The following is a 24,698-nucleotide window of genomic DNA, read 5'->3' on the forward strand; positions in this document are numbered from 1 at the left end:
CACCCCATGACACTCACCCCGAACCGAGGGCGGTTCCGGCGGCCGGTGCCGCCCCGACGCGGAGATCGTCGAAGTCGACGGCCGCGCGGCCCGTGATGAGGTGCACGGATCCCGGTCCGGTGATCGGTTCCGGGTCGGTGACGCTGACACGGGGTGTCGTCTCCGCGCCGACGAAGGCGCGGATCTCGGCCCCGCGCATCTCGACGCGGAGCTTGGCCGGCCCCGTCACGGCGGCTCCGGCGCCCGTCGCGATGACGCCGACGCCCGCCCGGTGAACGTCGACCGAGCCGTCGGGGCGCAGGTAGACCAGGTATCCGGACTGGGTGTAGGCGTCGCCGGGTCTCGCCGTACGCACCTGGACGCCGGCGAACGCCGTCGAGGTCGCGAGCGTACGGAAGTCGAGCTCGGTCTCGACGAAGCCGTCGGCGATCCGCAGGTCGTCCACGACGGACTTCCAGCCCGTGCGCGTCGTGTCCCGCTGGCGGTATGTCCCGTCGACCACGGCCCATGAGCCGTCGACGGCGGTCCACGCCTCGGACGTCGCGGCGGCCGAGGAGAAGCTGTCGCGGAAGACGACCCCCTGGGCGTCCGGCACGACGCGCAGGTCGACGGTGTCGATCTCGGCCGTCCCGTCGGCACGCAGCGTCTCCGCGCTGAGGCGGCACGCTCCGGGAAGCGACGTCTCACGTACGGTGACCTTCAGCTCGGCGGGGCCCGAGGCGGTGGCGTCACCGCTGAGGCAGGGGCCCGAGACCGTCACCTCGCCGATGCCGCGTCCGATGCCACGTCCGGCGACGCGTACGACGACCTCCTGCCCCGCCACGACGTCGGTGCGGTCCGCGGTGGCGGTCACCAGGTCGCGGCCGACGTCGGAGCGGGCCGCGGCGGCGACCAGGCGGGCGGCGTCGCGCCGGGTGAGCACCCGCTGGCGTGCGAGCGCCGCCGATGTCTTCGTGACATGCCGGACGAAGGCGGCGTGGCCGTCCCACTGCTCGCCGGCGCGCAGGAGGTCGGCGACCGTGCAGCCGGTGCCGTCGTCGGCGTTGGCGACCCCGGTGTCCCTGCCACCGATGCGGACCGTCGCCGACTCGTCCGAGCCGGCGCACGCGTCGTCGAGGACGCGGATGTCGTACTCCAGCCTGCCCGTGGCCCTGACATCGAGGACCTGGAGCGTACGGTCTCCGCCCGCCACCGGGAAGGCGGAGGGCCACAGGGCCGCGCCGCCCGCGCCGGTCCAGCGGATCTCCACGCTGCGCCCGTCGCGGTTGACGACGACGCCGGAGACGTTCTCGGCGGTCGCCCGGGAGCCGACCTCGACCTCTCCGCCATCGCCGCCGATCCACTGGACGGTGTCGTCCGGGTCGAGCACCAGCGGGACGCGTTCGAAGAACTCGCCCGAGCTCTCGACCCGCACCTTGAGGCGATCACCGAGGGTGACGGACTTGGCCACCGGGCTGCCCGCCGCCGCGTAGCGGATCTCCAGAGCGTCGGAGCCGGAGACCGTCGCGGGATCGACGGGCGTCCCGTCGCGGAAGAACGTGGGGACCGGCTGGTCATAGGCGTCGACGTGCACGCCGTCCGCGGCGACCCAGCCGGTGCCCCAGGACAGCTCCGCGTCCGCCGGGCGGGTCCGGGGGGCGCCGGGGCTCGGCGCGTTCTGGCTCTGGATGACGACGCCGAGCCGCGGGTCGTAGAGGTAGCCGAGCCCGAACCGCTGGTTGTCCCAGAAGCCGTACTGAGTGTCGACGTGCTTGCCGAAGCCCATGCCCGCGACGTACGAGGGGCGCTTGGCGAACACGAACCGCTGGCCGGTGACCGAGTCCGCGCGGTATTCGGTGTACGGGGCGCCCGCGTAGGGGCGGAGGGTGCCGATCGCCTCGCGACGCTCGGCGGCGGTCGGGTGGTACTCCTGCTTCAGCGCGACGTCACGGATGACCGAGGGATCGAGGTAGGCCCACGTCGGCGCGATCAACGGCTGGACCGAGGCCGCCCAGCCCGCCTGGGCGAAGGCCGCCCGGCGCTCCTGGAGCTCCTCGCGGGTGGCCGCGTAGGCACGCGCCTGCGGGATCACCGAGCCCCAGAGGTCGTTGGAGCCGATGGGCAACTCGTCGGCGTGGTTCCAGCCGCGGTGGCGTGAGTCGGCCGCCGTGTTGATGGCGTAGCCGTCGAGCCGCTCGTCGTAGAGCAGGTTGTACTGGGCCCAGTCCAGGTAACGCGCCTGCATCCGGTCGATCGTCGCCCGGGTCGCGGGGTCGCCCCAGCCGACGAGGTCTTCGGAGTGCACTTCGAGGCTGTACCGGTGGGCGACCGTCCCGTCCCGGTAGAAGCCGGCCTCGCTCTGCGCGATCCTCTCGTGGTCGGCGAGGCGCTGCTGGAACCGTACGCGTAACGCCGCGTCGTCGAGGCGGACGAGAAGGCGCGAGATGCCGACCAGCCCGCCCGCGACCTGGTTGGCGAACTGGGAGCCACGCGGCCCCCACACCTCCTCATCCTCCAGGAACCACCTCGCGGCCGCCCTCATGGCCTCGGTCAGGGAGGCGACCAGGCTCGCCTCGACCGTGCCGTCCGCGTCGAGCATCTCCAGCATGAAGGCGTACAGTTCGAGCGCGAAGCCCGTCGCGGCCCGCGAGTGCAGGTCGCCGCCGCCCTGGGGGAACGAGCCGTCGGCGTTCTGGGTGCTGAGCATGAACCGCAGGGCGGCCTCCAGGCGCGCACGCAGGCTCCGGTCCCGGTGGTACGGGTTCCATGGGCGGTCGGCGGTGTAGAAGTAGGCGAGGGTGAGGACGTTCTCCATGACGCGCGCGTCGTTCCGCCCCTGGCCCGGTCGCCAGCAGCCGCAGGTGATGAAGCCGTCGTCGTCGACGCTGTTGGCCAGCCGCGCGAGGTTGGCGAGGTAGGGGGCGATCTGCTGCTCCAGGCCGGTGAAGTCGCCCAGGTCGATCGTGCCCGCATCGAGGGCGGCGACCTCGGGCAGCGGTCCTGATGTCTGAGCCGTGGCCGGCGGGGTCGCTGTCAGGGCCAGCGCGGCGCTGACGGCCACCGCGATGATCCGGCGGCCCGCGCCGGGGGGTGTCAAGCTCATGATCGTGCCTCCAGGAGGCGCTGTGAATCGATTCACGGCGCGGTGTGCGCAGATCGTAGTGACGGCCTCGTCACGATGTCAACGGCCGTTACGCGAGGCCGCCGCCTGGGAGCGAGGTCGCCCGGATCACGAGCTCAGGGTCGAAACGCCCCTGCGTGTCCTGCTCTTTCTCCAGGCCGAGCAGGATGCGGACGGCGCTGGCGCCGAGCGCCGCCGAGGGATGCCGGATGGTGGTGAGCGGCACGATCGCGAAGTCGGCGAACTCTATGTCGTCGTAGCCGACCAGGGAGAGATCCTCCGGCACCCGGATCCCGGCCGTGATCAGCCCGTGCAGCAGGCCGAGCGCGAGCAGGTCGTTACCCGCCACGATCCCGTCGGGAAGGCCCGGCTTCGACCGCCCGGCCAGCTCCCCCGCGACCGCCTCGCCGGCCTTCGCGGTCTGGACCCGCACCCGGATCACCTCGATCGTGGCGGGCGTCGCGGACTCGGCGACGGCTCGCTTCGCCCCTGCCAGCCGGAGATCGACGTGGGGGTGCGGGCCGCCCGCGAAGAGCAGGCGTCGCCGCCCCTGGGCCAGCAGGTGCGAGGCTGCGAGGTGGCCTCCTCGCTCGTTGTCGCCGGAGATGGCGGGGTAGTCGTGCGGGCCTTCGGCGATGCCGACCAGCACGAACGGCGTCCCCCGCTTCCTCAGCTCGATCAGCTCGGTGGGCACACCGGCGACCGGGACGGCCAGGATGCCGCTCACCTGCTGAGACTCGAAGAACTTGAGGTAGGCGCGCTCTCGCTCGCGGCTTTCGTCGCTGTTGGCGACCAGGATGAAGCGGCCATGGGCGGCGGCCTCCGCCTCGGCCCCCGCGGCGATCTCCGCGTAGACGGGGTTGCCCGTGCTGGAGACGAGCAGACCGAGCGCGAGACTGTGGCCGACCCGGAGCCGCCGTGCCGCGTCGTTGCCGACGTAGCCGAGTTCGTCGGCGGCGGCCAGGACCCGCTGGCGCAGCTCGGGCGAGACGCGGTCCGGCTGGGTGAACGTGTAGGAGACGGTCGCGCGGGACACTCCGGCGCGTGTCGCGACATCGCCGACCGTGGCGAGCGAATCCGCGGCCTTGGGCCGCCTCGGCGCCGGTTCGAGCGTCATCGATCTCCTCTTGGGTCAGGTCCGCAGGGTCACCGCTAGCCTAGCGCGTCTGTGAATCGATTCACGCCACTCCATTGACATCGAATCCCGGCGACACGTAACCTGCCCGACACGCTGTGAATCGATTCACGAGACTTGCGAGAGGAGTCATACGGTGGCTTTGCCGCATGCGACCACGACGGCCGCGCCCGGGGCGCGGGATCCGGCCGCGCGAACGCCCCCCGCCGCACCGGGCGGCAAGAAACGCCGGGTGGGCGTACGAGCTCCCTGGTGGTTCCTCGTACCGGCCATCGCGGTCTATCTCTTCATCGTCGTGGCTCCCAGCGTGAACGGCGCGCTGTTCTCCTTCACCGACTGGAACGGGTTGCGCGCCGACTGGTCGTTCGTGGGCCTGGACAACTTCGGCGCGGTCTTCTCCGACCGGGCGGCCGGCGACGCCCTGGTCAACACCCTCATCCTGGCGGCGGTGGCCACCGTGGCGCAGAACGTCGCGGGGCTGCTCCTGGCGCTCGGCGTCAACAGCATGGTCAAGAGCCGGTACCTGCTGCGGGTGATCTTCTTCGCGCCGGTGGTGCTGACGCCGCTGGTGGCCGGATACGTGTGGAGCTTCCTGCTCTCACCCGACGGCGCGCTCAACGACGCGCTGCGCGCGGTGGGGCTGGGCGGGCTCGCCCATGACTGGCTCGGCGATCCGGACACGGCGCTGTACGCCATCGTGGCCGAGATCGTCTGGCAGTTCTCCGGGTACTCGATGGTGATCTACCTGGCCGGGCTGCAGGCCATTCCGGCCGAGGTGCTGGAGGCGGCGACGATCGACGGGGCGGGCGCCTGGAGCAAGTTCCGCCGGGTCGTGCTGCCCCTGCTGAACGGCGCGGTCGTGATCAACGTGATGCTCTGCCTGATCGGCGGGCTCAAGCAGTTCGACCAGGTGATGGCCATGACCGGCGGCGGCCCCGGCACCTCGACCGAGACGATCTCGACGGCGATCTACAAGAGCGCCTTCTCGCTCGGCGACTTCCCCTTCTCGATCGCGCTGGCGGTCGTGATGACCGTGATCATCGCGTTCCTGGCCTCGGTGCAGTTCCGCCTGACACAGAGGAGGAGCTCCTGATGCACCGATACTCCTGGCGGACGCTGACCCGTGAGGTCACGCTGATCCTGCTCGCGCTGGCCTTCCTGGTCCCCCTGGCCGGCCTGCTCAACGTGTCGCTCAAACCCCAGGACAGCCAGACCAGCGCGCTCGCCCTGGAATGGCCGCCCACGTTAGCCAACTACGCCGAGGCGTGGACCCAGGCCAACCTGGGGGCGGCGCTGGCCAACAGCTTCGCCATCACCTCGCTGAGCGTCATCCTGATCGTCGCCTTCGCGGCGATGGCCGCCTACCCGCTGGCCCGCGTGACCCGCGGCTGGTCCCGCTACACGTTCTTCTTCGTCATCGGCGGGCTGCTCATCCCGGGCCAGCTCGCACTGCTCCCGCTGTACGCGACCATGCGCGACGTGGGGCTGCTCGGCTCACTCTGGTCGGTGATCCTGATCAACGTCGGGCAGCAGATCCCGTTCTCGGTGTTCCTCTACACGATGTTCCTGCGTGAGCTGCCCCTCGACTACGAGGAGGCCGCGCTGATCGACGGGTGCGGGCCGGTGCGCTCGTTCGTCAGCGTCGTGTTCCCGCTCCTGCGTCCCGTCACCGGCACCGTGGTGATCCTCAACTCGGTCGGCATCTGGAACGAGTTCTTCACCCCGCTGCTCTACCTGGGCGGCAGCGACAACACCACGGCTCCGGTGGCCATCTACGGCTTCGTCAGCCAGTACGTGTCGCAGTGGCCGCTGATCTTCGCCGGCCTGGTGATCAGCGTCATCCCGATCCTCGTCGTCTACTTCGCGCTGCAGCGACACATCATCAAAGGCTTCGCCGGCGGACTCAAAGGCTAGAGCCGCCGTCCCCTTCACACCCCCTGGAGTTCTGTCATGAAGTCTGTGCGAACGATCGCGTCCGCGTGCTGCCTCGCCGTCGCGGTCACCGCCTGCTCGACCTCGGGCGGCGGCGCCACCGGCGCGGCCTCGGCGGACAAGGTGCTGACCCTGGCCGCCGCGGGCCAGGGACCCGCCAAGGCCGCCGTGGCGGCGTTCGAGAAGGCCAATCCCGGCGTCACCGTGAAGACGATCTTCACCGAGGACGACGCCTCCTACCAGCAGCAGATCCGTACCCAGCTCTCCTCCGGAACGGCGCCGGACGTCTTCCGCATGTGGCCGGGCGGCGGCAACACGATGGCCGTCCGCGACCTGAGCAAGGACGGCATGCTGATGGACCTGTCGGCGGAGAGCTGGGCCGGCGGCCTCGGCGCGGACCTCAAGGCCGTCACCAGCGACCCGGCCGGCAAGGTGGTCGCGGTCCCGGTGACGATCGGCGCCATCGGCGCGGTCTGGAACGACCAGGCGCTGCAGGCGAGCGGGCTGGCCAAGCCGGCGACCTGGCCGCAGGTGCTGGCGTTCTGCCGGGACGCCAAGGCCAAGGGGGTCGTGCCGTTCGCGCTCGGCCTCAAGTCGGCCTGGGTGACCCAGCTCGTGCCCTACGCGCTGACCGCCTCCCTGGTCTACGGTCCGACCCGGGACTTCACCCAGCGGCAGCTGGACGGCAAGGCCGCCTTCGCGGACTCCGCGTGGAAGCAGGCGCTGGAGAAGTATCTGGAGATGCGCGACGAGGGCTGTTTCAACGACAGCCCCAACGGCGTCGGCTACGACGAGCAGATGCGGATGTTCGGCCAGGGCAAGGCGCTCGGCGTGGTGCACGTGCTGTCGGCGGTCCAGTCCGCGATCGAGTACGCGCCCCAGGGCACCACGTTCTCCATGACCCCGTTCCCCGCCACCGACAGCGCCGACGGCACGCACGTGCCGGTGTCGGTGGGCATCGTCTACGGGGTCAACGCCAAGGCCGAGAACCCGGCCCTGGCCAAGAAGTTCATGGAGTTCCTCGCCTCGCCGGAAGGCCAGGCGCTGTACGCCACCGCCTCGGGCAGCAGCCCGGCGCTGACCAGCCCCGCCTTCAAGGCCGACGCGCTGCAGCAGCCGGTGCTGGACGCCGTCGAGTCCGGCCGCTCCACGCTCTACCCGGACCAGTCCTGGCCCAACGCGAAGGTCCAGCAGGAGCACCTGACCTCGATCCAGGAGTTGTTCAACGGGACGGTGGACGTGCCCACCGTGCTCTCCCGGATGGACAAGGCGTTCGCCGCCACCAAGTGACCACCACACCGACCGGAGGAACCTCGGTGAGCGCCATGGAAGCATGCCTGTGGATCACCCCCAAGATCTTCGATGACCTGCGGGAGCCCGCGCCCGGTGTGGCGGCGTTCTTCGACCACCACGCGGACTGGCTCGCGGACCGGCCGGTCACGCTGGTGTTCTGCGCGGGCAACGGCGATCACATCCTGAACTACCGGGGCCTGGCGGGCCGGCGGGAGCGCTTCGACTGGGCCCGCTACAACTGCTTCGCGCTCGGCCCCGGCGGGCCCGCCGCCATGACGCGGGCCCACAATCTCGACTGGCTGACGCGGGTGCGCGACGGCGGTGAGCGATCGGCCAATCCGTACTCGGCCGGGCCGATGTTCGCCCTGTCCGAGCAGCCGATGGACTACGACGTCCTGGCCGGCATCTACGCCGCCGTGCGGGCCGAGGCGGAGCGGCGCGGGCTCCGGGTGAACCTGCTGGAGTACCTGGAGCCCGGTCCCGAGTTCTGCCGTAGCGAGTGGAAGACCTCGCTGCACCCGGAGGTGGCGGCCAGCGCCGCCGACGCCGGGGGCCACCTGGTGCCGGGCGTCATCGACGTGACCGCCCTGCTGTCGGCCGACTCGCGGACCTACGCCGCCTACCCCGGCGGCATCCCGTCCGGGCTGCTCGCCGGGGACTTCGTCGCCGCCCAGACCGCCGCCTTCACCCGCGACTTCGGGCTGGACGGCGTCATGCTCGGCAACCAGTTCGGCCTCATCGGGTTCTGGCACCCGGACAACGCGCCACCGCTCACCCCCGGGCGAACGGCCGGGATCGAACGGTTCTTCCTGCGCCTGCGCGAGGCGATGGGCGAGCGCCAGGTCTACTGGATGGACACCTACTGGCGGGCCGACGTCGAACGCTCCGCCTGGGGCATGACCGACGCCGCCTACCGCAGTCTCGACGCGATCCTGGTCAGCACCTTCGCGGTGCTGGTCGAGCGGACCGAGATCGTCCCCAACCTGCTCAGCAAGGCCGCGCTCAACGGCCCTCGCCCGCTGCTCGGCCTGGACTTCGTCGACCCGTGGTACTGGTATCGCACCTACCTCGACGACCGGCGTACCTATCTCTACCAGCGGGAGGTCCTGGCGGCACACGCCACGTCCGTGGCCGGCGTCTCCTTCTTCGCCAACGACACCTTCGGCCACTTCGTGCCCGAGGCCGAGCTGAAGAGCACCCTCGACGTGGCCGTCCGGGCAAGCTTGATCGATAAGGGTGGGAGGCGGCGGGACAGCGACTACGCTTGCGGCACTTGATCTCCGAGCCTGACGTCGCATGCCGCGATCGTCCACAATGACGAGGTGCCGTGGTTACCCACGAAGAGCTGGTCGAAGCGTTCGGCGCCGACGGCCTCCTGCTGATGGACGCCGAGCGGCTCCGGGGCCTCTCGGAACAGGACGCGTCCATCCTGGGCCAGGTCGGGTTACCGGTGCGGGCGGACCTGGCGTTCACCACCTCGGTCGTCGGGGAGCCGGCGGTGGGGTCGCCGGTGGTGTTCCAGACGGGCGCCGGGGAGGTCGACGTCCTGGTGCTCGGCGGGACGCCGGGTGACCGGGGGACGCGCTACTTCCTCGACCTTCGCAGTGGCGCCGTGGGGCTGCTCACGTTCGACGACGAGCCACGGGCGGAGCAGGTCAACAGCTCGCTGGGCCACTTCCTGACGTTCCTCCTCCGGCTGGAGCTGCGCCGGCGCGCCGTGGGCGGTGAGTCCCCGGACGCCGGCCGGCGGCACACCGAAGAGCTGTGGCGGTCGTTGCGGGCGCTGGATCCCGTGGCCTTCGCCGACGCCGAAGCCTGGTGGTCCATGGTGATGGACCACCAGCTCGCCGAGGATCGCCCGCACTCCGACCGGGACCGTTACGAGCGGGCGCTCGGCCGGTTGGAGGACGAGGGCTGGCAGATCGTCGACACCGAGCGGTTCGCGACCGACATCGGGACGAGCGGGCTGCTGAGCCCGGCCGTGGGTGACCACTTCACGCCCGATGGGGCGCTGGTGAAGGATGTCGCCCTCGCGTGGCGGGGCGGGCTGTCGTCCAGGATCCAGTCGGTGTTCGCCCGGGAGGGCCTGGTGCTCTCCGTTCCGGGGCAGTCCGAGCGGAACGACGACTATGACGCGCTGCTGGAGATGGACGCCGACGAGCTGAGCAAGCAGGCGGACGCCGCGATGGACGCGCTCTTCGCCGCCGTCCACGGCCTGGCCAAGCCGGAGGAAGGCGTCGTGACCTGCCTGGCCACGGACCGGTCCTCGGATCTGTGCCGGATCGTGAGCGCGCTGGACCGGCTGGCCGCGCACGGCTATCTCGCCGAGCCCGATCTCTGGCCGACCTCCTCCGGCGGCTGGCAGACGGTCCACGACCTGACCGCGGCCGGGGAGTCGCCCAAGGCCCTCTTCTGGACCACCCAGGCGCACACGTCCTGCTTCGACGCCCGGGGCGACCTGGTCGACGAGCTCGCGCTGCAGTGGGCCGGCGATCGGGACCTGATCGCCGACGTCCTGGCCGGCACCGGGCTCGCGATGGGGATCCCGGAGAGCGAGGGCAGCACGTTCCTGCTCCGACCGCTCCGGACGGGCAGATCGTACGAGGTGCGCTGATCAGCCGGCGTCCGGCTCCCAGACCCAGTTCCGGCGGCTGTACAGGGGGCGCAGGCCCGAGCGCAGCATGTTGTTCAGCGAGGGGTTGGCGCGTCTTTCCGACGGCATCCCGGTCTCCGCGACCAGCCAGCTGCAGCCCAGGTCCGCGGCCAGCTCGGCGCGCATGGTCAACAGGGCCGACTGCGCGCCCCGGTTGCGGTGCTCGCGCAGCGTCGCGCCGGAGTTGAGAGAGGCCACCTCGCCGCGGACGAAGAGATTGGCGGTGGCGACCATCGTGTCGCCGTCCCACGCGGCCACCGGGTGGAAGCCCGGATGGTCATAGGTGGCCGCCAGCATCTCGGTGAACCCCTCCTCGGGAATCCCGAACCCGCGGAAGGTGACCGCCGCCCACTCCCGCACGTCCTCGGGGCGGACGCGCTCGACGACCAGCTTGCTCTCGGCGGGCCAGAAGTCCTCCACCCGGCAGGCCAGCTTCACGTAGTGCGAGGCCGGCCGGAGGCCGAAGGCGGCGCGGATCTCGTCCCAGTCGGGCGGCAGCACCGAATGAGCGATCTGGAACGTGGTCCCGGTGCTGCCCTGCGAGCGGTAGAAGTCCAGCACCCGGCCGATGAGATCGTGCGTGACCGGCTCCTCGAAGCCGAATCCCAGCGCCTTGTTCCAGAACCCGGTGACGTCGTGACGGATCGACAACGCCACCCCGCCGCCGATGCGCGTGGTGGCGATCCCCAGCTCCACCTTGACCGACGGCGCCGCCATCGACTCCAGCTGGTACATGAACTCCGCCTCGACGCCTTCGGCGAGAGCGCTCGACAGGTCTTCCATGCCGTTCCCCTCATGACCCCTCATGACCCCTCATGCGCGATGTGCCCGCACGCTCTCTCAAGGGGTTGTCCACTCTCCAGCTCGTTTCCTGTCCACTTCCTGTCCACCCCCGCCGTACGTGGCCGCCCGGAACAGGAAGGACGCCCAGGAGCGATAGGGCCGCCACGCCTCGGCCAGTTTCCGGTACGCGGCCTTGGGCGCGTCCTCCGGCAGCCCGTACGCCTCGCGCAGGATCGCGAACAGGCGCGGCTCGTCGCCCGGGAACGCGTCCGGCGCGCCCGCGCCGCGGATCAGGATGAGCCCCGCCGAGAACGGCCCCACGCCGGGCAGGGCGCGCAGCTCGGCCAGCGCCTCCTCCGGGGGGAGCGCGCGCAGGTGCTCGGTGGTGAGCACGCCGTCGAGCGCCGCGCGGGCCAGCCCGCGCAGCCACTCCTCCTTCTGCGCGGGCAGGCCGAGCCCGCCGGCCTCCAGCAGCGTCACGGGCGGCGGGAAGACGGCGTACACCTGCCCGTCGATGGTGACCTCGGCGCCGTACCGCTCGGCGATGCGCTGCTTGATCCTGGACGCGACGAGCATCGACGATCGCTGTACGATCACCGCCCAGCAGGCCGACTCCCATGGGCTCCAGAAGCACACCGGCCGCAGGCCGGGGCTGCGCCGCCGCAGGTCGCCGAGCACCGGGTCGCCCTCGCCGAGCCTGGCGAAGCCGCCGCCGTCCACGTCGAGGGAGAGGATCCGCGCCACCTCGCCCCTGATCTCCCGCCCGGTGGCCCGCGTGGTGGCCACGGCGACACCGCCCGGCGCGGCCGTCACCCGCACGCCGATCGGCAGCCAGTCGGCCTCCGCGCAGTAGCCGAACCGCAGCGCCCGCCCGTCGGAGGGCAACGCGCTGGTGGCCGGCCAGTCCTCCACGAAACGCAGCGACGCGCCGAAATCGAACGGCCCGTCAGCGGAAAGCGCGAACTCATGCATCCTCATGCGCCCATGCTGCCCGCCCCGACCTCACCCCCGCACACCCACCTGCCTCCGGGTGCGGCCATGCTGGGGGTGAAGTAGTGTTCGGCCCACGAATCGCGTGGGAGGTGAGGATGGCACGCATCGTCTTCATCGGCGCCGGTGACGTGGACCTGATGCGGAGGATCGTCTCCGACCTGCTCCTCGCCCCCGCGCTGCGGGGCGAGCTGGAGATCGTGCTGTACGACGACGACCCCGGTCATCTGGCGACGGCCGAGGCGCTCGTCAGGGCACTGGACGCCGAGGCGGGATCGGCCGCGGTGATCAGCGTCTGCCCGGTGCGGCGCAAGGCGCTGGAGGGCGCCGACTTCGTGGTCGGCTACCTCCATGTGGGCGGCTTCGAGGCGACGCTGCGCGACTTCGAGATCCCGCACCGCTACGGCCTGCGTCAGACGATCGGCGACACGATCGGCATCGGCGGCATCTTCCGTGGCCTGCGCACCATCCCGGTCTATGTCGAGCTGGGCCGGGAGATGGCCGAGCTCTGCCCGGACGCGTGGTTGCTGAGCTGCAGCGACCCGATGGCGATGACGGGCTGGGCGGTGCAGGAGGGCACCACGTTCGAGCGGTTCGCGGGCGTGTGCCACGCGGTGTGCGACACCCACGCCTACCTGGCCGACCTGGTGGGCCGTGGCCTGGACGAGGTGCGGTTCCTCACCGCCGGGGTCAATCACCAGTCGTTCGTGCTGCGCTTCGAGGCCGACGGCCGCTCGCTCTACCCGGAGCTCGACGCGGTGCTGGAGGCGGACCCGGAGCTGGAGCAGCACGTACGGGTGGAGATGTACCGCCGTTTCGGCCATTTCCCCACACAGTCCAGCGAGCACGCCGCCGAGTACGTGCCGTGGTTCATGCGGCACACGGCGGAGACCTCCCGGCTCGGCGTGCCGGTGGAGGAGTATCTGCGCCGGGCCGGCCGGAGCCTGCACCAGTATGAGGAGACCAGGCGCGCGCTGTCGGCGGGCCGGCCGCTGCTGGTGCGCTGGCAGCATCAGGAGCCGGCCGCCGCCGCCATCCTGGCCATGCTGACCGGCCAGGAGAAGGAGGTCTACGTCAACGTGCGCAACCGGGGCCTGATCGGCAACCTGCCCGAGAGCTGCTGCGTGGAGGTGCCCGCCCTGGTCGACGCGGCCGGGGTGCACCCGCAGCCGGTGGGCGAGCTGCCTCCCCAGTTGGTCGCGCTGAACCGTACCTTCCTCAATGTCGTCGAGCTGACCGTGCGCGCGGTGCTCGACGGCGACCCGCGCCATGTGCACCACGCCGCGATGCTGGACCCGAACACCGCGGCCACCCTCCCGCTGCCGGCGATCGAGGCGCTGTGCCAGGAGCTGATCGAGGCCCACGGCGACCTGCTCCCTGAGGCGATCCGTGCCACGGGCCGTTCCACCGGCCGTCCCACTGGCGCCCGCTCATGACCGAGTCGGTGCCGACGGAGGTGCGGCGTGAGCGCATGCTCGGCATGATCATGGAGCAGGAGTTCGCGCGGGTGGCCGAGCTGGCCGAGGCGTTCGGCGTGTCCAGCGTGACGGTGCGCGCCGACCTGGACGCGCTGGAGGAGCAGGGGCGCATCCGGCGGGTGCGCGGCGGCGCGGTGGCGGCCGGTCCGCCGCCGCGCACCGAGCCGTCCTTCGAGCTGTCGCTGGGCACCGCCGCGGTGGAGAAGGCATTGATCGCCAGGGCCGCCGCGCGGCTGGTCGGCTCGGGCGAGAGCGTGATGATGGGGGCCGGCACCACGACCGCCTACGTCGCCAGGGAGCTGGTGGCGCGCGCCGACCTCACCGAGGTCACGGTGTTCACCAACGGCCTGCGCACCGCGCTGGAGCTGGAGCCGGCGCTGCCCCGGTTCGCCGTCGTGCTGACCGGCGGGAGCCTGCGCCGCCAGCAGCACTCCCTGGTGGATCCGCTCGGCGGGAAGCTCATCGAGGGGGTCCGGGTGGACACCGTCCTTCTCGGCTGCGGCGGCGTGCACCCCGACGACGGGATCACCAACGTCAACCTGCCCGACGCGGAGATGAAGCAGCGGATGCTGCGCTGCGGCGGACGCCGGATCCTGGTCGCCGACTCCGCCAAGCTCGGGGTGACGAGCATGGCGCCGATCTGCGCGCTGTCGGAGATCGACCTGCTCATCACCGGCGAGGCGGCCGATCCCGCGCTGGTGGCGGTCCTGCGCGAGCGCGGCCTGAAGGTGGAGCTGGCTAGCTGAGCAGGCTCGTCCGCAGCTCGGGCGGCAGCAGGTCCCCGTGGGCCTTGGTCAGGTCGTCGCACATGCGCCAGATGGCGTCCAGTGACAGCGTGGCCGAGGCGTTGGGGTCGATCATGACCGCGTGCCGGACATGCTCGGGGCGTCCTTCGAGCGCCGCGCGTACCGTGAGCTCGTTGACGCTCACGTAGGTGCGGTTGAGCGCGGCGAGCTGCGGCGGCAGCGCGCCGACGCGGGTGGGCCGGACGCCGCCCGCGTCCACCGCGCAGGGCACCTCGACGACGCAGTCGGGCGGCAGGTTGGAGATCAGGCCGCCGTTGACGACGTTGCCGTAGACCACCCGCGGGGTGCCGGTCACGATGCTGTGGATGATCTGCGGCGCGTACTCCTCGGTGCCCTCGACGGGCAGCTCGGCGCCGGTGCGGACGGCCTCGCGGGTCCGCTCGTACTCGCGGACGTTCTCCGCGCTGATCCCCACATAGTCATCCACGGGGATGCGCAGCCGGTCGATCTCGGCGTCGTGCCGGAGCAGCCAGGGCAGGTATTCGGCGGAGTGCTCGCTGGTCTCGGTCGGGTAGCGGCCCAGCCGTCGGTACATCTCCACCCGGACGCGCCGCCGCAGCTCGGCGTCGCGGTCGATGGCGGCGTCCAGCCGGTCGTAGAGGTTCTCGCCGTCCCGCTCGAACCGCAGCACCCACGCCTGGTGGTTGACGCCCGCCGCGAGGTAGGTGATCTCTTCGTACGGCACCGCCACCAGCTCGGCGAGGCTCTGCATGGTCCAGTAGACCGAGTGGCACAGGCCGACGACGTTGCGCACCTTGCCGCTGAGGTACCAGACGTTCATCGCCATCGGGTTGGTGTAGTTGAGCAGTAGCGCGTCGGGGCAGACCGCGGCCATGTCGGCGGCGATGGCGTCCAGGACCGGGAAGGTGCGCAGCGCGCGGAAGACGCCGCCGACGCCGATGGTGTCGGCGATCGTCTGGCGCAGTCCGTAGCGGGCCGGGATCTCGAAGTCGGTGACGGTGGCGTCGTGCCCGCCGACCTGGATCATGTTGATGACGAAGTCGGCGCCGTCCAGGGCGATCCGGCGGTCCGGCTCGGCGGTGATCTCGGGGCGTGCCCCTCGCTCGGCGGCGATCCGGTGGGCCACGGCCTCGGCGACGCGCAGCCGCTCGGGGTCGATGTCGTGCAGGACGACGCGGATCTCCCGCAGCTCCGGGTAGGCCAGCAGGTCGGCGAGCAACCCCTGAGTGAACACCACGCTGCCCGCGCCGATGAAGACGATCTTCGGGTTTCTCATGCTGGAACGACTTCCTCCCAGGTCGGCTGTGCCGCTGTGCCCCCCGCGGCTCGGGTGCCGTAAACCACCGCCCCACGTAGCGGCCATGGGCAGGAACGCTCCCAGCACCTTCGATAACTTGTCAAGTCTTGCGAAATGACCTCGCATAACGCTCGCATCGCGTTTCGCATCGAAGGTATTGACAAGGTTTTGAAAGTGGCGAAGATGGACTCCATCCCGCCGTCCAGGAAGTCTGGAGATGCCGCGACGATGACGGCCATGACGCTAGAGAAGACAGCGACCCTCCGTAGACAGCGCAGGGACGGCAGGGTCGCGATCGGGTTCCTCGCCCCGGTGTGCCTCGCCTTCGCCGTCTTCTACCTGTACCCGGCGATTCGCGGTGCGTGGTACTCCCTCACCGACTGGAACCTGCTGTCCGACCCGGCCTTCGTCGGCCTGGACAACTACGCGACCCTGGTGAGCGATCCGCTGTTCTGGAACGCTCTCAAGGTCACCGGCTACTACGTGGTGCTGACCATCACGCTGCAGATCGTCGGCGGGCTCGGCCTGGCGGCGCTGCTGCACCGCCTCACCCGGTCGCTGCTGATCCGGTCCCTGCTGCTGGTGCCGTGGCTGGTGCCCAGCGTGACCACCGCCCTGCTGTGGATGTGGCTGCTGGACGCCAACCTGGGCTTCTTCAACCATGTGCTGAGAGGTCTCGGCATGGAGAACCAGGGCTTCCTGACCTCGCCCGACCTGGCGCTGCCCAGCGTGGCCGTGATCAACGCCTGGAGCGGCGTCGGCTACACCGCCCTGCTGTTGTACGCCGGCATGCTGCTGATCCCGCCGCAGATCTACGAGGCGGCGGCGATCGACGGCACCGGCGAGGTGCGCCAGTTCTTCTCCATCACGATGCCGCTGCTCCGGCCCATCCTGGCCTTCGTGCTCGTGGTGTCGCTGATCGGCTCCTTCCAGCTCTTCGACACCATCGCCGTCACCACCAAGGGCGGGCCCGTCAACGCGACCCGGGTCGTCTACTTCTACATCTACGAGCAGGCGTTCACCCACTTCAAGATGGGGTACGCCTCCGCGCTGGCGCTGAGCCTGGTGCTCATCCTCGGCGTGCTGACCTTCATCCAGCTGCGCCTGCTGCGCGCCTCCACCTCGGATCTCACGTGAACCTGCCCAAGATCGGCCGCCTGGTGGCGTGGCTCTGCCTGATCGCGGCCCTGCTGATCTCGCTGTTCCCCCTCTACTGGATGCTGCGCACCGCCATCACCCCGGGCCGGGAACTCGGCGCCGACAACGCCACGCTGCTGCCGGACAACCCCACGCTCATCAACTTCCAGCGGGTGCTCGGCCTGGTGAGCCGGGAGGAGGCACGGGCCGCCGGCGGCTCCGGTGCCGACCTGAACTTCTTCCTCTACCTGCGCAACTCCATCCTCTACACCGGCCTGATCACCATCGTCCAGACGCTGATGTGCGCCATGGCCGGCTACGCCTTCGCCCGGCTGCGCTTCCGGGGCAGGGACACGCTGTTCGGCGTGTTCGTCGCGGCGCTGATGGTGCCGCCGATCTTCACCCTGCTGCCCAACTTCGTCCTGGTCAAGGATCTCGGCTGGCTCAACACCCTGCCGGGGCTGGTGGCGCCCACCCTGCTCATGACGCCGTTCGCGGTCTTCTTCCTGCGCCAGTTCTTCCTCGGCATCCCGCGCGAGGTCGAGCAGGCGGCGCTCATCGACGGCGCGGGCGCATGGACCGTCTTCTGGCGGGTGGTGCTGCCCATGACGAAGGGCCCCCTGCTCACCCTGGCCCTGACCACCGCGGTCTGGACCTGGAACGACTACCTGTGGCCGCTGCTGGTGGCTCCGGGCGAAGAGTCGCGGGTGCTCACCGCGGCCCTCGGCGTCTTCCTCAGGCAGTCGCCGAACACGGCGCCCGACTGGACCGGCCTGATGGCGGGCTCGGCGTTGTCGGTCATCCCGGTCCTGCTGCTGGTGGCCTTCTTCGGCCGCCGGCTCGTGGACTCGATCCAGTTCTCCGGCATGAAGGGATAAATGATGAAAAAGCTGGTCATAGCGGTGAGTGCCGTGGTGCTCACCGCGTCATGCGGCGGGGGCGGTGGCGTGTCCGCCGGCGACGGGGTCACGCTGAACTACGTGCTCTGGGACGACGTGCAGCAGGGGGCCTACCAGCAGTGCGCGGACGCCTTCCAGAAGGCCAACCCGGACATCACCATCAAGATCACCCAGAGCGCCTGGGACCAGTACTGGCAGAACCTCACCACCCAGATGGTCTCCGGCGACGCCCCGGACGTGATCACCATGCAGGCGTCGTTCTATCCCCAGTTCGTGAAGAACGGCCAGCTCCTGGACCTGCAGCCGATGGTGACCGCCGACAAGGTCGACCTCACCCAGTACTGGCCCGGCCTGGCCGAGCAGTGGGTCAAGGACGGCAAGAGGTACGGCCTGCCCAAGGACTGGGACACCATGGCCATCGTCTACAACGTCAAGCAGGCCAAGGAGGCCGGCGTCGACCTGAGCGACCTGACCTGGAACCCGGACGACGGCGGCACCTTCGAGGACGCCCTGGCCAAGCTCACCGTCGACACCGCCGGCAAGCGCGGCGACGAGCCCGGCTTCGACAAGACGAAGATCGCCGTGCACGGCTACGCCCCCGAGCTGAACGACGGCTCCCTGGGCCAGAACAGCTGGGGCAACCTGGCGGTCTCCAACGGCTTCTCCTTCATCGACAAGAACCCGTTCGGCACCAAGTACTTCTACGACGACCCCAAGCTCATCGAGACCGCGACCTGGTACAAGAGCATCGCCGACAAGGGCTACACCCCGTCGTACGACAAGACCAGCTCACTCGGCACCGACGCCGTGCTCACCTCCGGCAAGGCCGCGCTCGGCATCACCGGCTCCTGGATGATCAAAACGTACCTGGACGCCACCGAGCAGGAGTTCGCCTTCGCCCCGCTGCCGACCGGCCCGCTGGGCCGCAAGTCCTCCTTCAACGGCCTGGCCGACGTGATCTACGCCGGCACCGAGCACAAGGACGCCGCCTGGAAGTGGGTGAAGTTCCTCGGCTCCACCGACTGCCAGAACATCGTCGCCGACAACGCCGTCGTCTTCCCCGCCATCCTCAGCGCCACCGAGCGGGTGCTGGCCGCGCACGAGAAGGCCGGCCGGGAGGTGCAGCTGTTCGTGGACGAGGCCAAGGCGAAGGACGGCACGTTCCTGCTGCCGGTCAGCGACCACGGCGACGAGATCAACCAGATCGTGGGCACCGCGCTCGACGAGGTCTGGCTCGGCCAGAAGGACGCCAAGACCGCCCTGACAGCGGCGAACCAGCAAGTGAACGGCCTGTTCGCGGGAGGCTGAGATCATGAGTCCCCCCTAGCGAGAGGCAGAGCATGCGACTTCCCCGGCATCTGATCGCGGCGCTGGCCGCCTTCTGCACCGTCGCACTGACCGGGACGGCCCAGGCGGAGACCCGGACACAGGCGCGACCCGCGCCCACCGCCGCCTCCGAAAAGGTCGAACTGCCCGCCCCCGTCCCCTGTCCCGGCTGCTGGCGGCCCGCGCTGAGGACGAGCTGGCAGTGGCAGCTCGCGTCCGTGCCCAAGGAACCGTTCAGCGATGTCACGATGTACGACATCGACGGCTTCGACGCCACGGCCGCGACCGTGCGCCGCCTGCACGCCACCAAGGCGGGCCGCAAGGTCGTCTGCTACATCAGCGCCGGATCGTACGAGGACTGGCGGAAGGACGAGGGCGACTTCCCCGCCTCGGTGCTCGGCGACCCGCTCGACGAGGAGTGGGAGGGCGAGCGCTGGCTCGACATCCGCAAGTACACCGGCGCCCTGGGCGACGTCATGCGAGCCCGCCTGGACATGTGCAAGGCCAAGGGCTTCGACGCGGTCGAGTTCGACAACGTCGACGGCTACACCAACGAGACCGGCTTCGACCTCGACGCCGCCGACCAGCTGCGTTACAACGCATGGCTGGCCAACGAGGCCCACACCCGCGGCCTGTCCGCCGGTCTGAAGAACGACCTCGCCCAGATCCCCGCGCTGCTGCCGTACTTCGACTGGGCGCTCAACGAGCAGTGCTGGCAGTACAAGGAGTGCACGACGAAGCAGAACGGCGACTACGGCTACGACCGGTTCGTCGCGGCGGGCAAGGCGGTGTTCACGGTCGAGTACGAGCTGCCCACCTCGAAGTTCTGCACCAAGTCCAACGCCCAGAACTTCAACTCGCTGAAGAAGAAACTGAAACTGGACGCGTACCGAGTCGCCTGCCGATAGCCATCCCCGGTCGTGCGCCGCCCCGCACGACCGGGCCTTCTTGACGTGATCCCCGGACGGCCGAGAGGATGGCGGCTTCATCCAGAGGATCCGAGGGACCTGGCCCGGCGACGATCCGGCAACCTGCCTGCGCGAAGGTGCCAATGCCAGGAACGATGAGGAGAGCCATGCGGCCGCGGCTTGACGTTCCCGTGCTCCACGGATCGCTCGTACGACTGGAACCGCTCACCGCGGGTCACACGGCGGATCTCGTACGGGCGGCAGAGGAGGATCGTTCCTCCTACGCCTACACCCTGGTGCCACGGGCCACCGAGATGGGCGCCTACCTGGCGGCGCAGTTCGCCCGCGAACGCGAGGGACTGATCCCCTTCGCCCAGGTTCGAGTGGCGGACGGGATGGCGGTGGGCTGCACCGCCTTCTGGAACCCGCGCACCTGGCCGGCCCGACCGGAGCTCCGCGCCATCGAGATCGGCTGGACCTGGCTCGCCGCCTCGGCCCAGGGCACCGGGATCAACGTCGAGGCGAAGCTCCTGCTGTTCACCTACGCGTTCGAGACGTTGGGCGTGACCCGCGTGGACCTCAAGACCGACGCCCGCAACGAACGCTCCCGCCACGCGATCGAACGCCTCGGCGCCTGTTTCGAGGGCGTGCTGCGCAACTGGTCACCATCGTGGGCCCCCGGTGAGGAGGGGCAGCTACGCGACTCCGCCATGTTCTCGGTCATCGACACCGAATGGCCCGCCGTCAAGTCGTCCCTGCACGCCCGCCTCGAAGTCACCGATCCATGACAAAGCTGTGCACCTCTTTCCGCCCCGCGTACGCACGCACGGTCGCCGCCCCCTCCCCCAGCACACCCACGAGAGAAACACCCAGCGGCCCGATCTCCTGTTCCTCCCGCTCACAGCTCAGGAGGTCGCAGAGTCATCCAGCGACAATTAATAAAGCCGCAGCAGAAACCCTGGACCATGCTCATTAGGGCCCGTCGCCGCGGGTGAAGACGGGGACAGGGGCGACGCCGGCCCGATGGGCACGAAGGACCGAGATGGACGGTGACCTTCCGCTCCGGGGGCGCGTCGTCTAGAGATAGCAAGAGCTGCTGAGTTGAGGCTTCCGGAAGCCTGTTCTTGTGCATCATGATCGATAAGCTGATCACTATGGGCGGCGGCGAACCATCTCTCCAACTGGCGGACGTGACCACCGCATTGACCACGGCGCTCACTGCTCTGAAAGCCGTGGATCCCAGTCCGGCATATCGCGTGGTCGGCACTAGCGCTGCTCTTCTGCAGGGCGTCCACCTGCCGGTCGGAGACATCGACCTCTTGGTGGCTCAACGAGAGAACGTGGACACGTTTGCCGCCGCTCTCTCATCGTTTCCCTGCCTTCACGCTGCATCTTGGCTCCCCGAAGCTTCGCAGTACTACGTCAATTACGACGTGGACGGGGTGGACGTGGGCATGAGCACCGTTGAGAAGCAAGCCGACTCAGACGGGATGGAATGCGTCGGCCGCGGCCCATGGCGGCACTACGTCCTGGTCGAGTGTGGCTCTCACCGTATCCCCGTGGTTCGCCTGGAACTACGGCTGGTCACAGAACTCCTGCGAGATCGCCCTGATCGATATGAACCTCTCCTCGACCACATGAGCGTGCACGGGTTCGATGCTGAACTTCTGCAGCAGGCCATGAATGTTCGCCGCCTATCGGCGGAACGGCAGCGACTCGTTCAGGATCGCCTCGCCCACTCGTCCTCCTCAGGAACTTCTGCGGAACAGGCACTAAGGGACCGGTCGCCGGGTTGATACTTGATCACCCTCCTCATTCGGGTGACGCTCGTGCCGACAGCGCCGTGCGTGAGGGCGGTGGTGACGAGCTCCGAGGCCGGCAGCTCAGCGACTTCCGGTACGTATTCCGATCTTGACGGTAGTCCAGCGACATGATCCAAAGGAGACACCGGCCCGTCCCGTCAGAGGGCGGATCGATGTCAACAGCACAGATCGCCCCAAGAAGGGAAGTCGCTATGGACGTCGGGAAGAGCAGGCGCCTGGCCACGCTCGCATCAGTGGGTGCGCTGACGGCAGCACTGTTACCGATAGGAGGTATGGCTACCGCCTCGTCTGCCACGCCTCAGGTTCATGCCTGTGTCAGCAAGATCACCCGCGTTGCTCGGATAGTCGACCCGGGAGCCGGGTGTCTCTTCACCGAGGTTGCCGTCCAGTGGGGTGCCGAAGGACCGGCCGGCCCGGTGGGAGCCGCTGGACCGCAGGGCGAGCAAGGGCCCAGGGGTGACAGCGGCCCCGCCGGGCCCCAAGGCGAAGCGGGGGAGACCGGCCCGCAAGGCCTCAAGGGCGACGCGGGGGAGACCGGCCCCCAGGGCGAACAGGGGCTCCAGGGAGCACAGGGACCCAGGGGTGAGAAGGGTGATCCCGGAGGAGTGAGAGGGGCCGAAGTGAAGGAGGCTCCCATCATCGGCGGCTCCGGCGCGGCCATGTGCGACCCCGGCCAGTCCGCGACCGGCGGTGGCTACAAGATCAACAACGGTGCGGGCCACGCCTACCAGAGCCTTCCCGTATTCGGCGTGTCCAAAGATCCACGAGGCTGGGAAGTCAGGGCAACCAACTCAGCCAACGGAACCGTCTATGTCATCTGCGCCCCCTGGGGCTAACCAACCCCCTGACTTTCGGCATCCCAAGCAGACCTTCGCCGCTCATTCAAGCGCCACATGATCGAGAAGAGAACAGCCTCATCGGCCTTTCGAGGGCCACAGTGACATAGGACCGCCTGCACGGTTTCAGAGGAGCAACCACACGACCGCTTTCAGCGCACGGAGAGCTATCCTGTCAAAGAGCCAGAATATCCTGGCTCTTTGACAGTAATTTACGGAGCGTGATCACTTCATCACGCATGCTTCTGGCAAAGGATCCAGGCATGCAGCGACCACCGCCCCCGATCTTCCCGATCTTCCGCTCCCAGATCACTTGTGCGGTTCTGACGCACACGTACGTGGGTGGCGGGGAGCAGTCTGTCACCGAGTTGGCCGAGGCCATCGGGACCGACAGTGGCACCATGACCCGCGAGGTGTTCAAGCTCGAACAAGCCGGGATCCTGACCAGTCGCCACGTAGGGCGCACCAAACTGGTGCGGGCCAACCAGACGGCCCCCTTTTATGAGCCGTTGCGGGACCTCGTCACGATCACTCTGGGCCCCGCACAGGTCCTCGCCGAGGAACTAGCCCACATCGAAGGGATCGAGGAAGCCGCTGTCTTCGGCTCGTGGGCGGCACGCATGCGTGGAGAGCCGGGCCCCGCCCCGGTGGACATCGACCTTCTCGTCATCGGCCGTCCCGATCGCGACGATCTCCACGACGCCACGGCACGGGCAAGGTCCAGGCTCGCGCGCGAAGTCAACACTGTGATCATCACCAGCGCCCGATGGCAGGCGAACGAGGACGGATTCATCCGTGAACTCCACAACCGCCCACGGGTGACAGTGCCCCTCTTCCTCGGAGACAGCTGATGGTGAGTTGGGCCCGTGGGAGGGACGAGATCGTCGGCATGCTTCAGCGGCGCGAGCTCACCCAGGTGGTCGCGGATACCGAGCTCGCCGAACGGATGCTGTCGACCGCCAGGTAACACCTACTCAGCGCCCAGGCTCTCGCCCGCACGGATCCGCATCTCGCATACGCGGCCCTCCATGACGCGGTTCGCAAGTCCCTGGCGGCGCTCCTCCAGATCCAGGGCCTACGTGCCACGACGACCGGTGGCCACCTAGCGGTTCAGCATGCCGCCCGCGCGCAGTTCGGCGCATCCATGGGAGCGATCCTCCGCCCGGTCGACCGTATCCGTACGACTCGGCACGAAAGCGAGTATCCGACTACGACGACCTGGATCGACGAGGACAGCGTTCGCGACGACCTTCCAGCGGCGACCGCAGTCGTAGATGCGGCAGCCAAGGCCCTTCATCACCTCTCACCGTTCATCTTGTGACGCTGTACTGTCAAAACGCCAGGACATCCTGGCGTTTTGACAGTTGCCAACGAACTGCGATCGGCTCGTCCGCCCCGACGGCTTCGCCCTCGCGACACTGGAGGGCGGGATCGACGTACTGTATGCGGAGACGGCCGTCCGAGGTCTGACCACCAACGATCAGGACGACGTCACGGCGGCGATCGAGCGTTTCGAGGCCATCCGCACCGAGGCGTTGCCGCTGAGCATGTCGCTTGAGCTCATCAAGAGGACAGCGGAGGAACGATGGACCTGAGCAAGGCACGGTGGCGCAAGTCAACCTTCTCCGGTGACAACGGCGGAAACTGCGTCGAAGTCGCAGAGCTGACCTCCGGGTTAGCGGACACCGGTCATGACGACACACTGATCGCCGTACGGGACTCGAAAGACCCCGACGGCCCCAAACTCTTCTTCACCCAGGCCGAATGGGACGCCTTCCTCAACGGCGTCAAAGCCCACGAATTCGACCGCAGCTGACCTTCACCCACAAACCCGCCACAAAGCCCCGGACAGCGAATGGCGGGCCACAACGTTGCGCATACGGTCGGCGATCAACAGTGCGTATCGCTAAAATCACCCCGTGTAGCCAGAGCGGTCGACGGCATCCGTCGCGCCGCTGTGGCCGCCGTTCGCGGCCCTCTCGCGAGCGTTCATCCACTGCCGATGAGAAGGGGTCCAGCCGACCATGCACACAGCCTTCCGCAGCGCCATCCTCACGACCGGCGTCGCCCTCAGCCTGCTCGCGCTCCAGGGCGCGGCAGCCGCGTCCGCGATCCCCACGGGCAACGCCCCGTCCTGCGTCACCGTCTGGCAGAACACGGGCACCATCACCAAGACCGGCTACGCCAGGAACGACTGTGGCCGTACGATGAACCTCAAGATCGTCTGGGCGCACGGCGTCGACGGAAGCTGCCAGACCGCGCGGGCCGGCGACACCATCTCGAGCAAGGTGCCGCGCGGCCCGAGGAACTTCGACGGCGCCGGCCTGTGCTGACCTGAACC

The 24,698-nt window shown here is 69.2% G+C and carries 23 protein-coding genes and 1 riboswitch; of the genes, 18 read left to right on the forward strand and 5 right to left on the reverse strand.

Annotated features, from left to right (window positions below; genetic code table 11):
* Positions 1–13: 13 nt before the first annotated feature.
* Both ACIBQX_RS14610 and ACIBQX_RS14615 read right to left on the reverse strand, forming a co-directional pair.
* The gene (locus ACIBQX_RS14610; protein WP_397004419.1) at positions 14–3,082 is read right to left on the reverse strand and encodes a hypothetical protein; all 3,069 of its coding nucleotides are present in this window, start codon (positions 3,080–3,082) and stop codon (positions 14–16) included.
* A gap of 88 nt (positions 3,083–3,170) precedes the next feature.
* Positions 3,171–4,217, reverse strand: coding sequence for a LacI family DNA-binding transcriptional regulator (locus ACIBQX_RS14615; protein WP_397004421.1), 1,047 nt, complete (start codon positions 4,215–4,217; stop codon positions 3,171–3,173).
* A gap of 154 nt (positions 4,218–4,371) precedes the next feature.
* On the opposite strand from ACIBQX_RS14615, the gene ACIBQX_RS14620 reads away from it, so the two are divergent.
* From ACIBQX_RS14620 to ACIBQX_RS14640, 5 genes are read left to right on the forward strand one after another with little or no spacing between them, the layout of a single operon-like run.
* Complete coding sequence (locus ACIBQX_RS14620) at positions 4,372–5,328, forward strand: carbohydrate ABC transporter permease (RefSeq protein WP_397004423.1); 957 nt, start codon at positions 4,372–4,374, stop codon at positions 5,326–5,328.
* Positions 5,328–6,149: a carbohydrate ABC transporter permease gene (locus ACIBQX_RS14625; RefSeq protein WP_397004425.1), complete on the forward strand. Its 822-nt coding sequence runs from the start codon at positions 5,328–5,330 to the stop codon at positions 6,147–6,149. Before ACIBQX_RS14620 ends, ACIBQX_RS14625 begins: the two co-directional genes overlap by 1 nt.
* Positions 6,150–6,185: 36 nt before the next feature.
* Positions 6,186–7,457 carry an ABC transporter substrate-binding protein gene (locus ACIBQX_RS14630; protein ID WP_397004427.1) on the forward strand — a complete coding sequence of 424 codons (1,272 nt, stop codon included), beginning with the start codon at positions 6,186–6,188 and terminating at the stop codon, positions 7,455–7,457.
* Between the two features lie 26 nt (positions 7,458–7,483).
* Positions 7,484–8,737: a hypothetical protein gene (locus ACIBQX_RS14635; protein ID WP_397004429.1), complete on the forward strand. Its 1,254-nt coding sequence runs from the start codon at positions 7,484–7,486 to the stop codon at positions 8,735–8,737.
* 50 nt (positions 8,738–8,787) lie between these two features.
* Positions 8,788–10,074 carry an SUKH-4 family immunity protein gene (locus ACIBQX_RS14640; protein ID WP_397004431.1) on the forward strand — a complete coding sequence of 429 codons (1,287 nt, stop codon included), beginning with the start codon at positions 8,788–8,790 and terminating at the stop codon, positions 10,072–10,074.
* Here ACIBQX_RS14640 and ACIBQX_RS14645 read toward each other — a convergent pair whose 3' ends face one another.
* Both ACIBQX_RS14645 and ACIBQX_RS14650 read right to left on the reverse strand, forming a co-directional pair.
* Positions 10,075–10,896, reverse strand: coding sequence for a GNAT family N-acetyltransferase (locus tag ACIBQX_RS14645; protein WP_397004433.1), 822 nt, complete (start codon positions 10,894–10,896; stop codon positions 10,075–10,077).
* A 57-nt stretch (positions 10,897–10,953) separates the two neighbouring features.
* Positions 10,954–11,874, reverse strand: coding sequence for a DNA-3-methyladenine glycosylase family protein (locus tag ACIBQX_RS14650; RefSeq protein WP_397004435.1), 921 nt, complete (start codon positions 11,872–11,874; stop codon positions 10,954–10,956).
* A gap of 110 nt (positions 11,875–11,984) precedes the next feature.
* Between ACIBQX_RS14650 and ACIBQX_RS14655 the strand changes: the two genes are divergently transcribed.
* Positions 11,985–13,322: an alpha-glucosidase/alpha-galactosidase gene (locus tag ACIBQX_RS14655; protein ID WP_397004437.1), complete on the forward strand. Its 1,338-nt coding sequence runs from the start codon at positions 11,985–11,987 to the stop codon at positions 13,320–13,322.
* On the forward strand, positions 13,319–14,110 hold the full coding sequence (locus tag ACIBQX_RS14660; protein ID WP_397004439.1) for a DeoR/GlpR family DNA-binding transcription regulator: 792 nt from the start codon (positions 13,319–13,321) through the stop codon (positions 14,108–14,110). Before ACIBQX_RS14655 ends, ACIBQX_RS14660 begins: the two co-directional genes overlap by 4 nt.
* Here ACIBQX_RS14660 and ACIBQX_RS14665 read toward each other — a convergent pair.
* On the reverse strand, positions 14,103–15,407 hold the full coding sequence (locus tag ACIBQX_RS14665; RefSeq protein ID WP_397004441.1) for an alpha-glucosidase/alpha-galactosidase: 1,305 nt from the start codon (positions 15,405–15,407) through the stop codon (positions 14,103–14,105). The genes ACIBQX_RS14660 and ACIBQX_RS14665 overlap by 8 nt on opposite strands.
* A 258-nt stretch (positions 15,408–15,665) precedes the next feature.
* On the opposite strand from ACIBQX_RS14665, the gene ACIBQX_RS14670 reads away from it, so the two are divergent.
* The 11 genes from ACIBQX_RS14670 to ACIBQX_RS14720 all read left to right on the forward strand — a co-directional run bounded on the left by ACIBQX_RS14670 (position 15,666) and on the right by ACIBQX_RS14720 (position 24,690).
* A complete protein-coding gene (locus ACIBQX_RS14670) occupies positions 15,666–16,565 on the forward strand; it encodes a carbohydrate ABC transporter permease (protein ID WP_397004443.1) in 900 nt (299 codons plus the stop codon).
* Positions 16,562–17,443: a carbohydrate ABC transporter permease gene (locus ACIBQX_RS14675; RefSeq protein ID WP_397004445.1), complete on the forward strand. Its 882-nt coding sequence runs from the start codon at positions 16,562–16,564 to the stop codon at positions 17,441–17,443. Before ACIBQX_RS14670 ends, ACIBQX_RS14675 begins: the two co-directional genes overlap by 4 nt.
* Positions 17,444–18,772, forward strand: coding sequence for an ABC transporter substrate-binding protein (locus ACIBQX_RS14680; RefSeq protein WP_397004447.1), 1,329 nt, complete (start codon positions 17,444–17,446; stop codon positions 18,770–18,772).
* Between the two features lie 32 nt (positions 18,773–18,804).
* On the forward strand, positions 18,805–19,698 hold the full coding sequence (locus ACIBQX_RS14685) for an endo alpha-1,4 polygalactosaminidase (protein WP_397004449.1): 894 nt from the start codon (positions 18,805–18,807) through the stop codon (positions 19,696–19,698).
* Between the two features lie 74 nt (positions 19,699–19,772).
* A riboswitch (SAM riboswitch) is annotated at positions 19,773–19,860 on the forward strand.
* Between the two features lie 5 nt (positions 19,861–19,865).
* Positions 19,866–20,486, forward strand: a complete 621-nt coding sequence (locus ACIBQX_RS14690; protein WP_397004451.1) for a GNAT family N-acetyltransferase — start codon at positions 19,866–19,868, stop codon at positions 20,484–20,486.
* Between the two features lie 345 nt (positions 20,487–20,831).
* Positions 20,832–21,494, forward strand: coding sequence for a hypothetical protein (locus tag ACIBQX_RS14695; RefSeq protein WP_397004453.1), 663 nt, complete (start codon positions 20,832–20,834; stop codon positions 21,492–21,494).
* A gap of 647 nt (positions 21,495–22,141) precedes the next feature.
* On the forward strand, positions 22,142–22,357 hold the full coding sequence (locus ACIBQX_RS14700; protein ID WP_397004455.1) for a hypothetical protein: 216 nt from the start codon (positions 22,142–22,144) through the stop codon (positions 22,355–22,357).
* Positions 22,358–22,578: 221 nt separating this feature from the next.
* Complete coding sequence (locus ACIBQX_RS14705; RefSeq protein ID WP_397004457.1) at positions 22,579–23,208, forward strand: hypothetical protein; 630 nt, start codon at positions 22,579–22,581, stop codon at positions 23,206–23,208.
* Between the two features lie 513 nt (positions 23,209–23,721).
* Positions 23,722–23,952: a Scr1 family TA system antitoxin-like transcriptional regulator gene (locus tag ACIBQX_RS14710; RefSeq protein ID WP_397004459.1), complete on the forward strand. Its 231-nt coding sequence runs from the start codon at positions 23,722–23,724 to the stop codon at positions 23,950–23,952.
* Complete coding sequence (locus ACIBQX_RS14715; protein WP_397004461.1) at positions 23,943–24,173, forward strand: DUF397 domain-containing protein; 231 nt, start codon at positions 23,943–23,945, stop codon at positions 24,171–24,173. The genes ACIBQX_RS14710 and ACIBQX_RS14715 overlap by 10 nt, the downstream gene beginning before the upstream one ends.
* A gap of 208 nt (positions 24,174–24,381) precedes the next feature.
* On the forward strand, positions 24,382–24,690 hold the full coding sequence (locus tag ACIBQX_RS14720) for a hypothetical protein (protein ID WP_397004463.1): 309 nt from the start codon (positions 24,382–24,384) through the stop codon (positions 24,688–24,690).
* Positions 24,691–24,698 lie beyond the last annotated feature (8 nt).

Source organism: Nonomuraea sp. NPDC049714 (assembly GCF_044465295.1).
In the GTDB taxonomy this organism is placed as follows: Bacteria; Actinomycetota; Actinomycetes; order Streptosporangiales; family Streptosporangiaceae; genus Nonomuraea.

Excerpts from the sequence above, each read along its gene's own strand:
- ACIBQX_RS14610 (WP_397004419.1), bottom strand. The coding sequence starts at position 3,082 with ATGAGCTTGACACCCCCCGGCGCGGGCCGCCGGATCATCGCGGTGGCC.
- ACIBQX_RS14615 (WP_397004421.1), bottom strand. The coding sequence starts at position 4,217 with ATGACGCTCGAACCGGCGCCGAGGCGGCCCAAGGCCGCGGATTCGCTC.
- ACIBQX_RS14625 (WP_397004425.1), top strand. The coding sequence starts at position 5,328 with ATGCACCGATACTCCTGGCGGACGCTGACCCGTGAGGTCACGCTGATC.
- ACIBQX_RS14630 (WP_397004427.1), top strand. The coding sequence starts at position 6,186 with ATGAAGTCTGTGCGAACGATCGCGTCCGCGTGCTGCCTCGCCGTCGCG.
- ACIBQX_RS14645 (WP_397004433.1), bottom strand. The coding sequence starts at position 10,896 with ATGGAAGACCTGTCGAGCGCTCTCGCCGAAGGCGTCGAGGCGGAGTTC.
- ACIBQX_RS14650 (WP_397004435.1), bottom strand. The coding sequence starts at position 11,874 with ATGAGGATGCATGAGTTCGCGCTTTCCGCTGACGGGCCGTTCGATTTC.
- ACIBQX_RS14655 (WP_397004437.1), top strand. The coding sequence starts at position 11,985 with ATGGCACGCATCGTCTTCATCGGCGCCGGTGACGTGGACCTGATGCGG.
- ACIBQX_RS14660 (WP_397004439.1), top strand. The coding sequence starts at position 13,319 with ATGACCGAGTCGGTGCCGACGGAGGTGCGGCGTGAGCGCATGCTCGGC.
- ACIBQX_RS14665 (WP_397004441.1), bottom strand. The coding sequence starts at position 15,407 with ATGAGAAACCCGAAGATCGTCTTCATCGGCGCGGGCAGCGTGGTGTTC.
- ACIBQX_RS14670 (WP_397004443.1), top strand. The coding sequence starts at position 15,666 with ATGACGCTAGAGAAGACAGCGACCCTCCGTAGACAGCGCAGGGACGGC.
- ACIBQX_RS14680 (WP_397004447.1), top strand. The coding sequence starts at position 17,444 with ATGATGAAAAAGCTGGTCATAGCGGTGAGTGCCGTGGTGCTCACCGCG.
- ACIBQX_RS14685 (WP_397004449.1), top strand. The coding sequence starts at position 18,805 with ATGCGACTTCCCCGGCATCTGATCGCGGCGCTGGCCGCCTTCTGCACC.
- ACIBQX_RS14690 (WP_397004451.1), top strand. The coding sequence starts at position 19,866 with ATGCGGCCGCGGCTTGACGTTCCCGTGCTCCACGGATCGCTCGTACGA.
- ACIBQX_RS14695 (WP_397004453.1), top strand. The coding sequence starts at position 20,832 with ATGATCGATAAGCTGATCACTATGGGCGGCGGCGAACCATCTCTCCAA.
- ACIBQX_RS14715 (WP_397004461.1), top strand. The coding sequence starts at position 23,943 with ATGGACCTGAGCAAGGCACGGTGGCGCAAGTCAACCTTCTCCGGTGAC.
- ACIBQX_RS14720 (WP_397004463.1), top strand. The coding sequence starts at position 24,382 with ATGCACACAGCCTTCCGCAGCGCCATCCTCACGACCGGCGTCGCCCTC.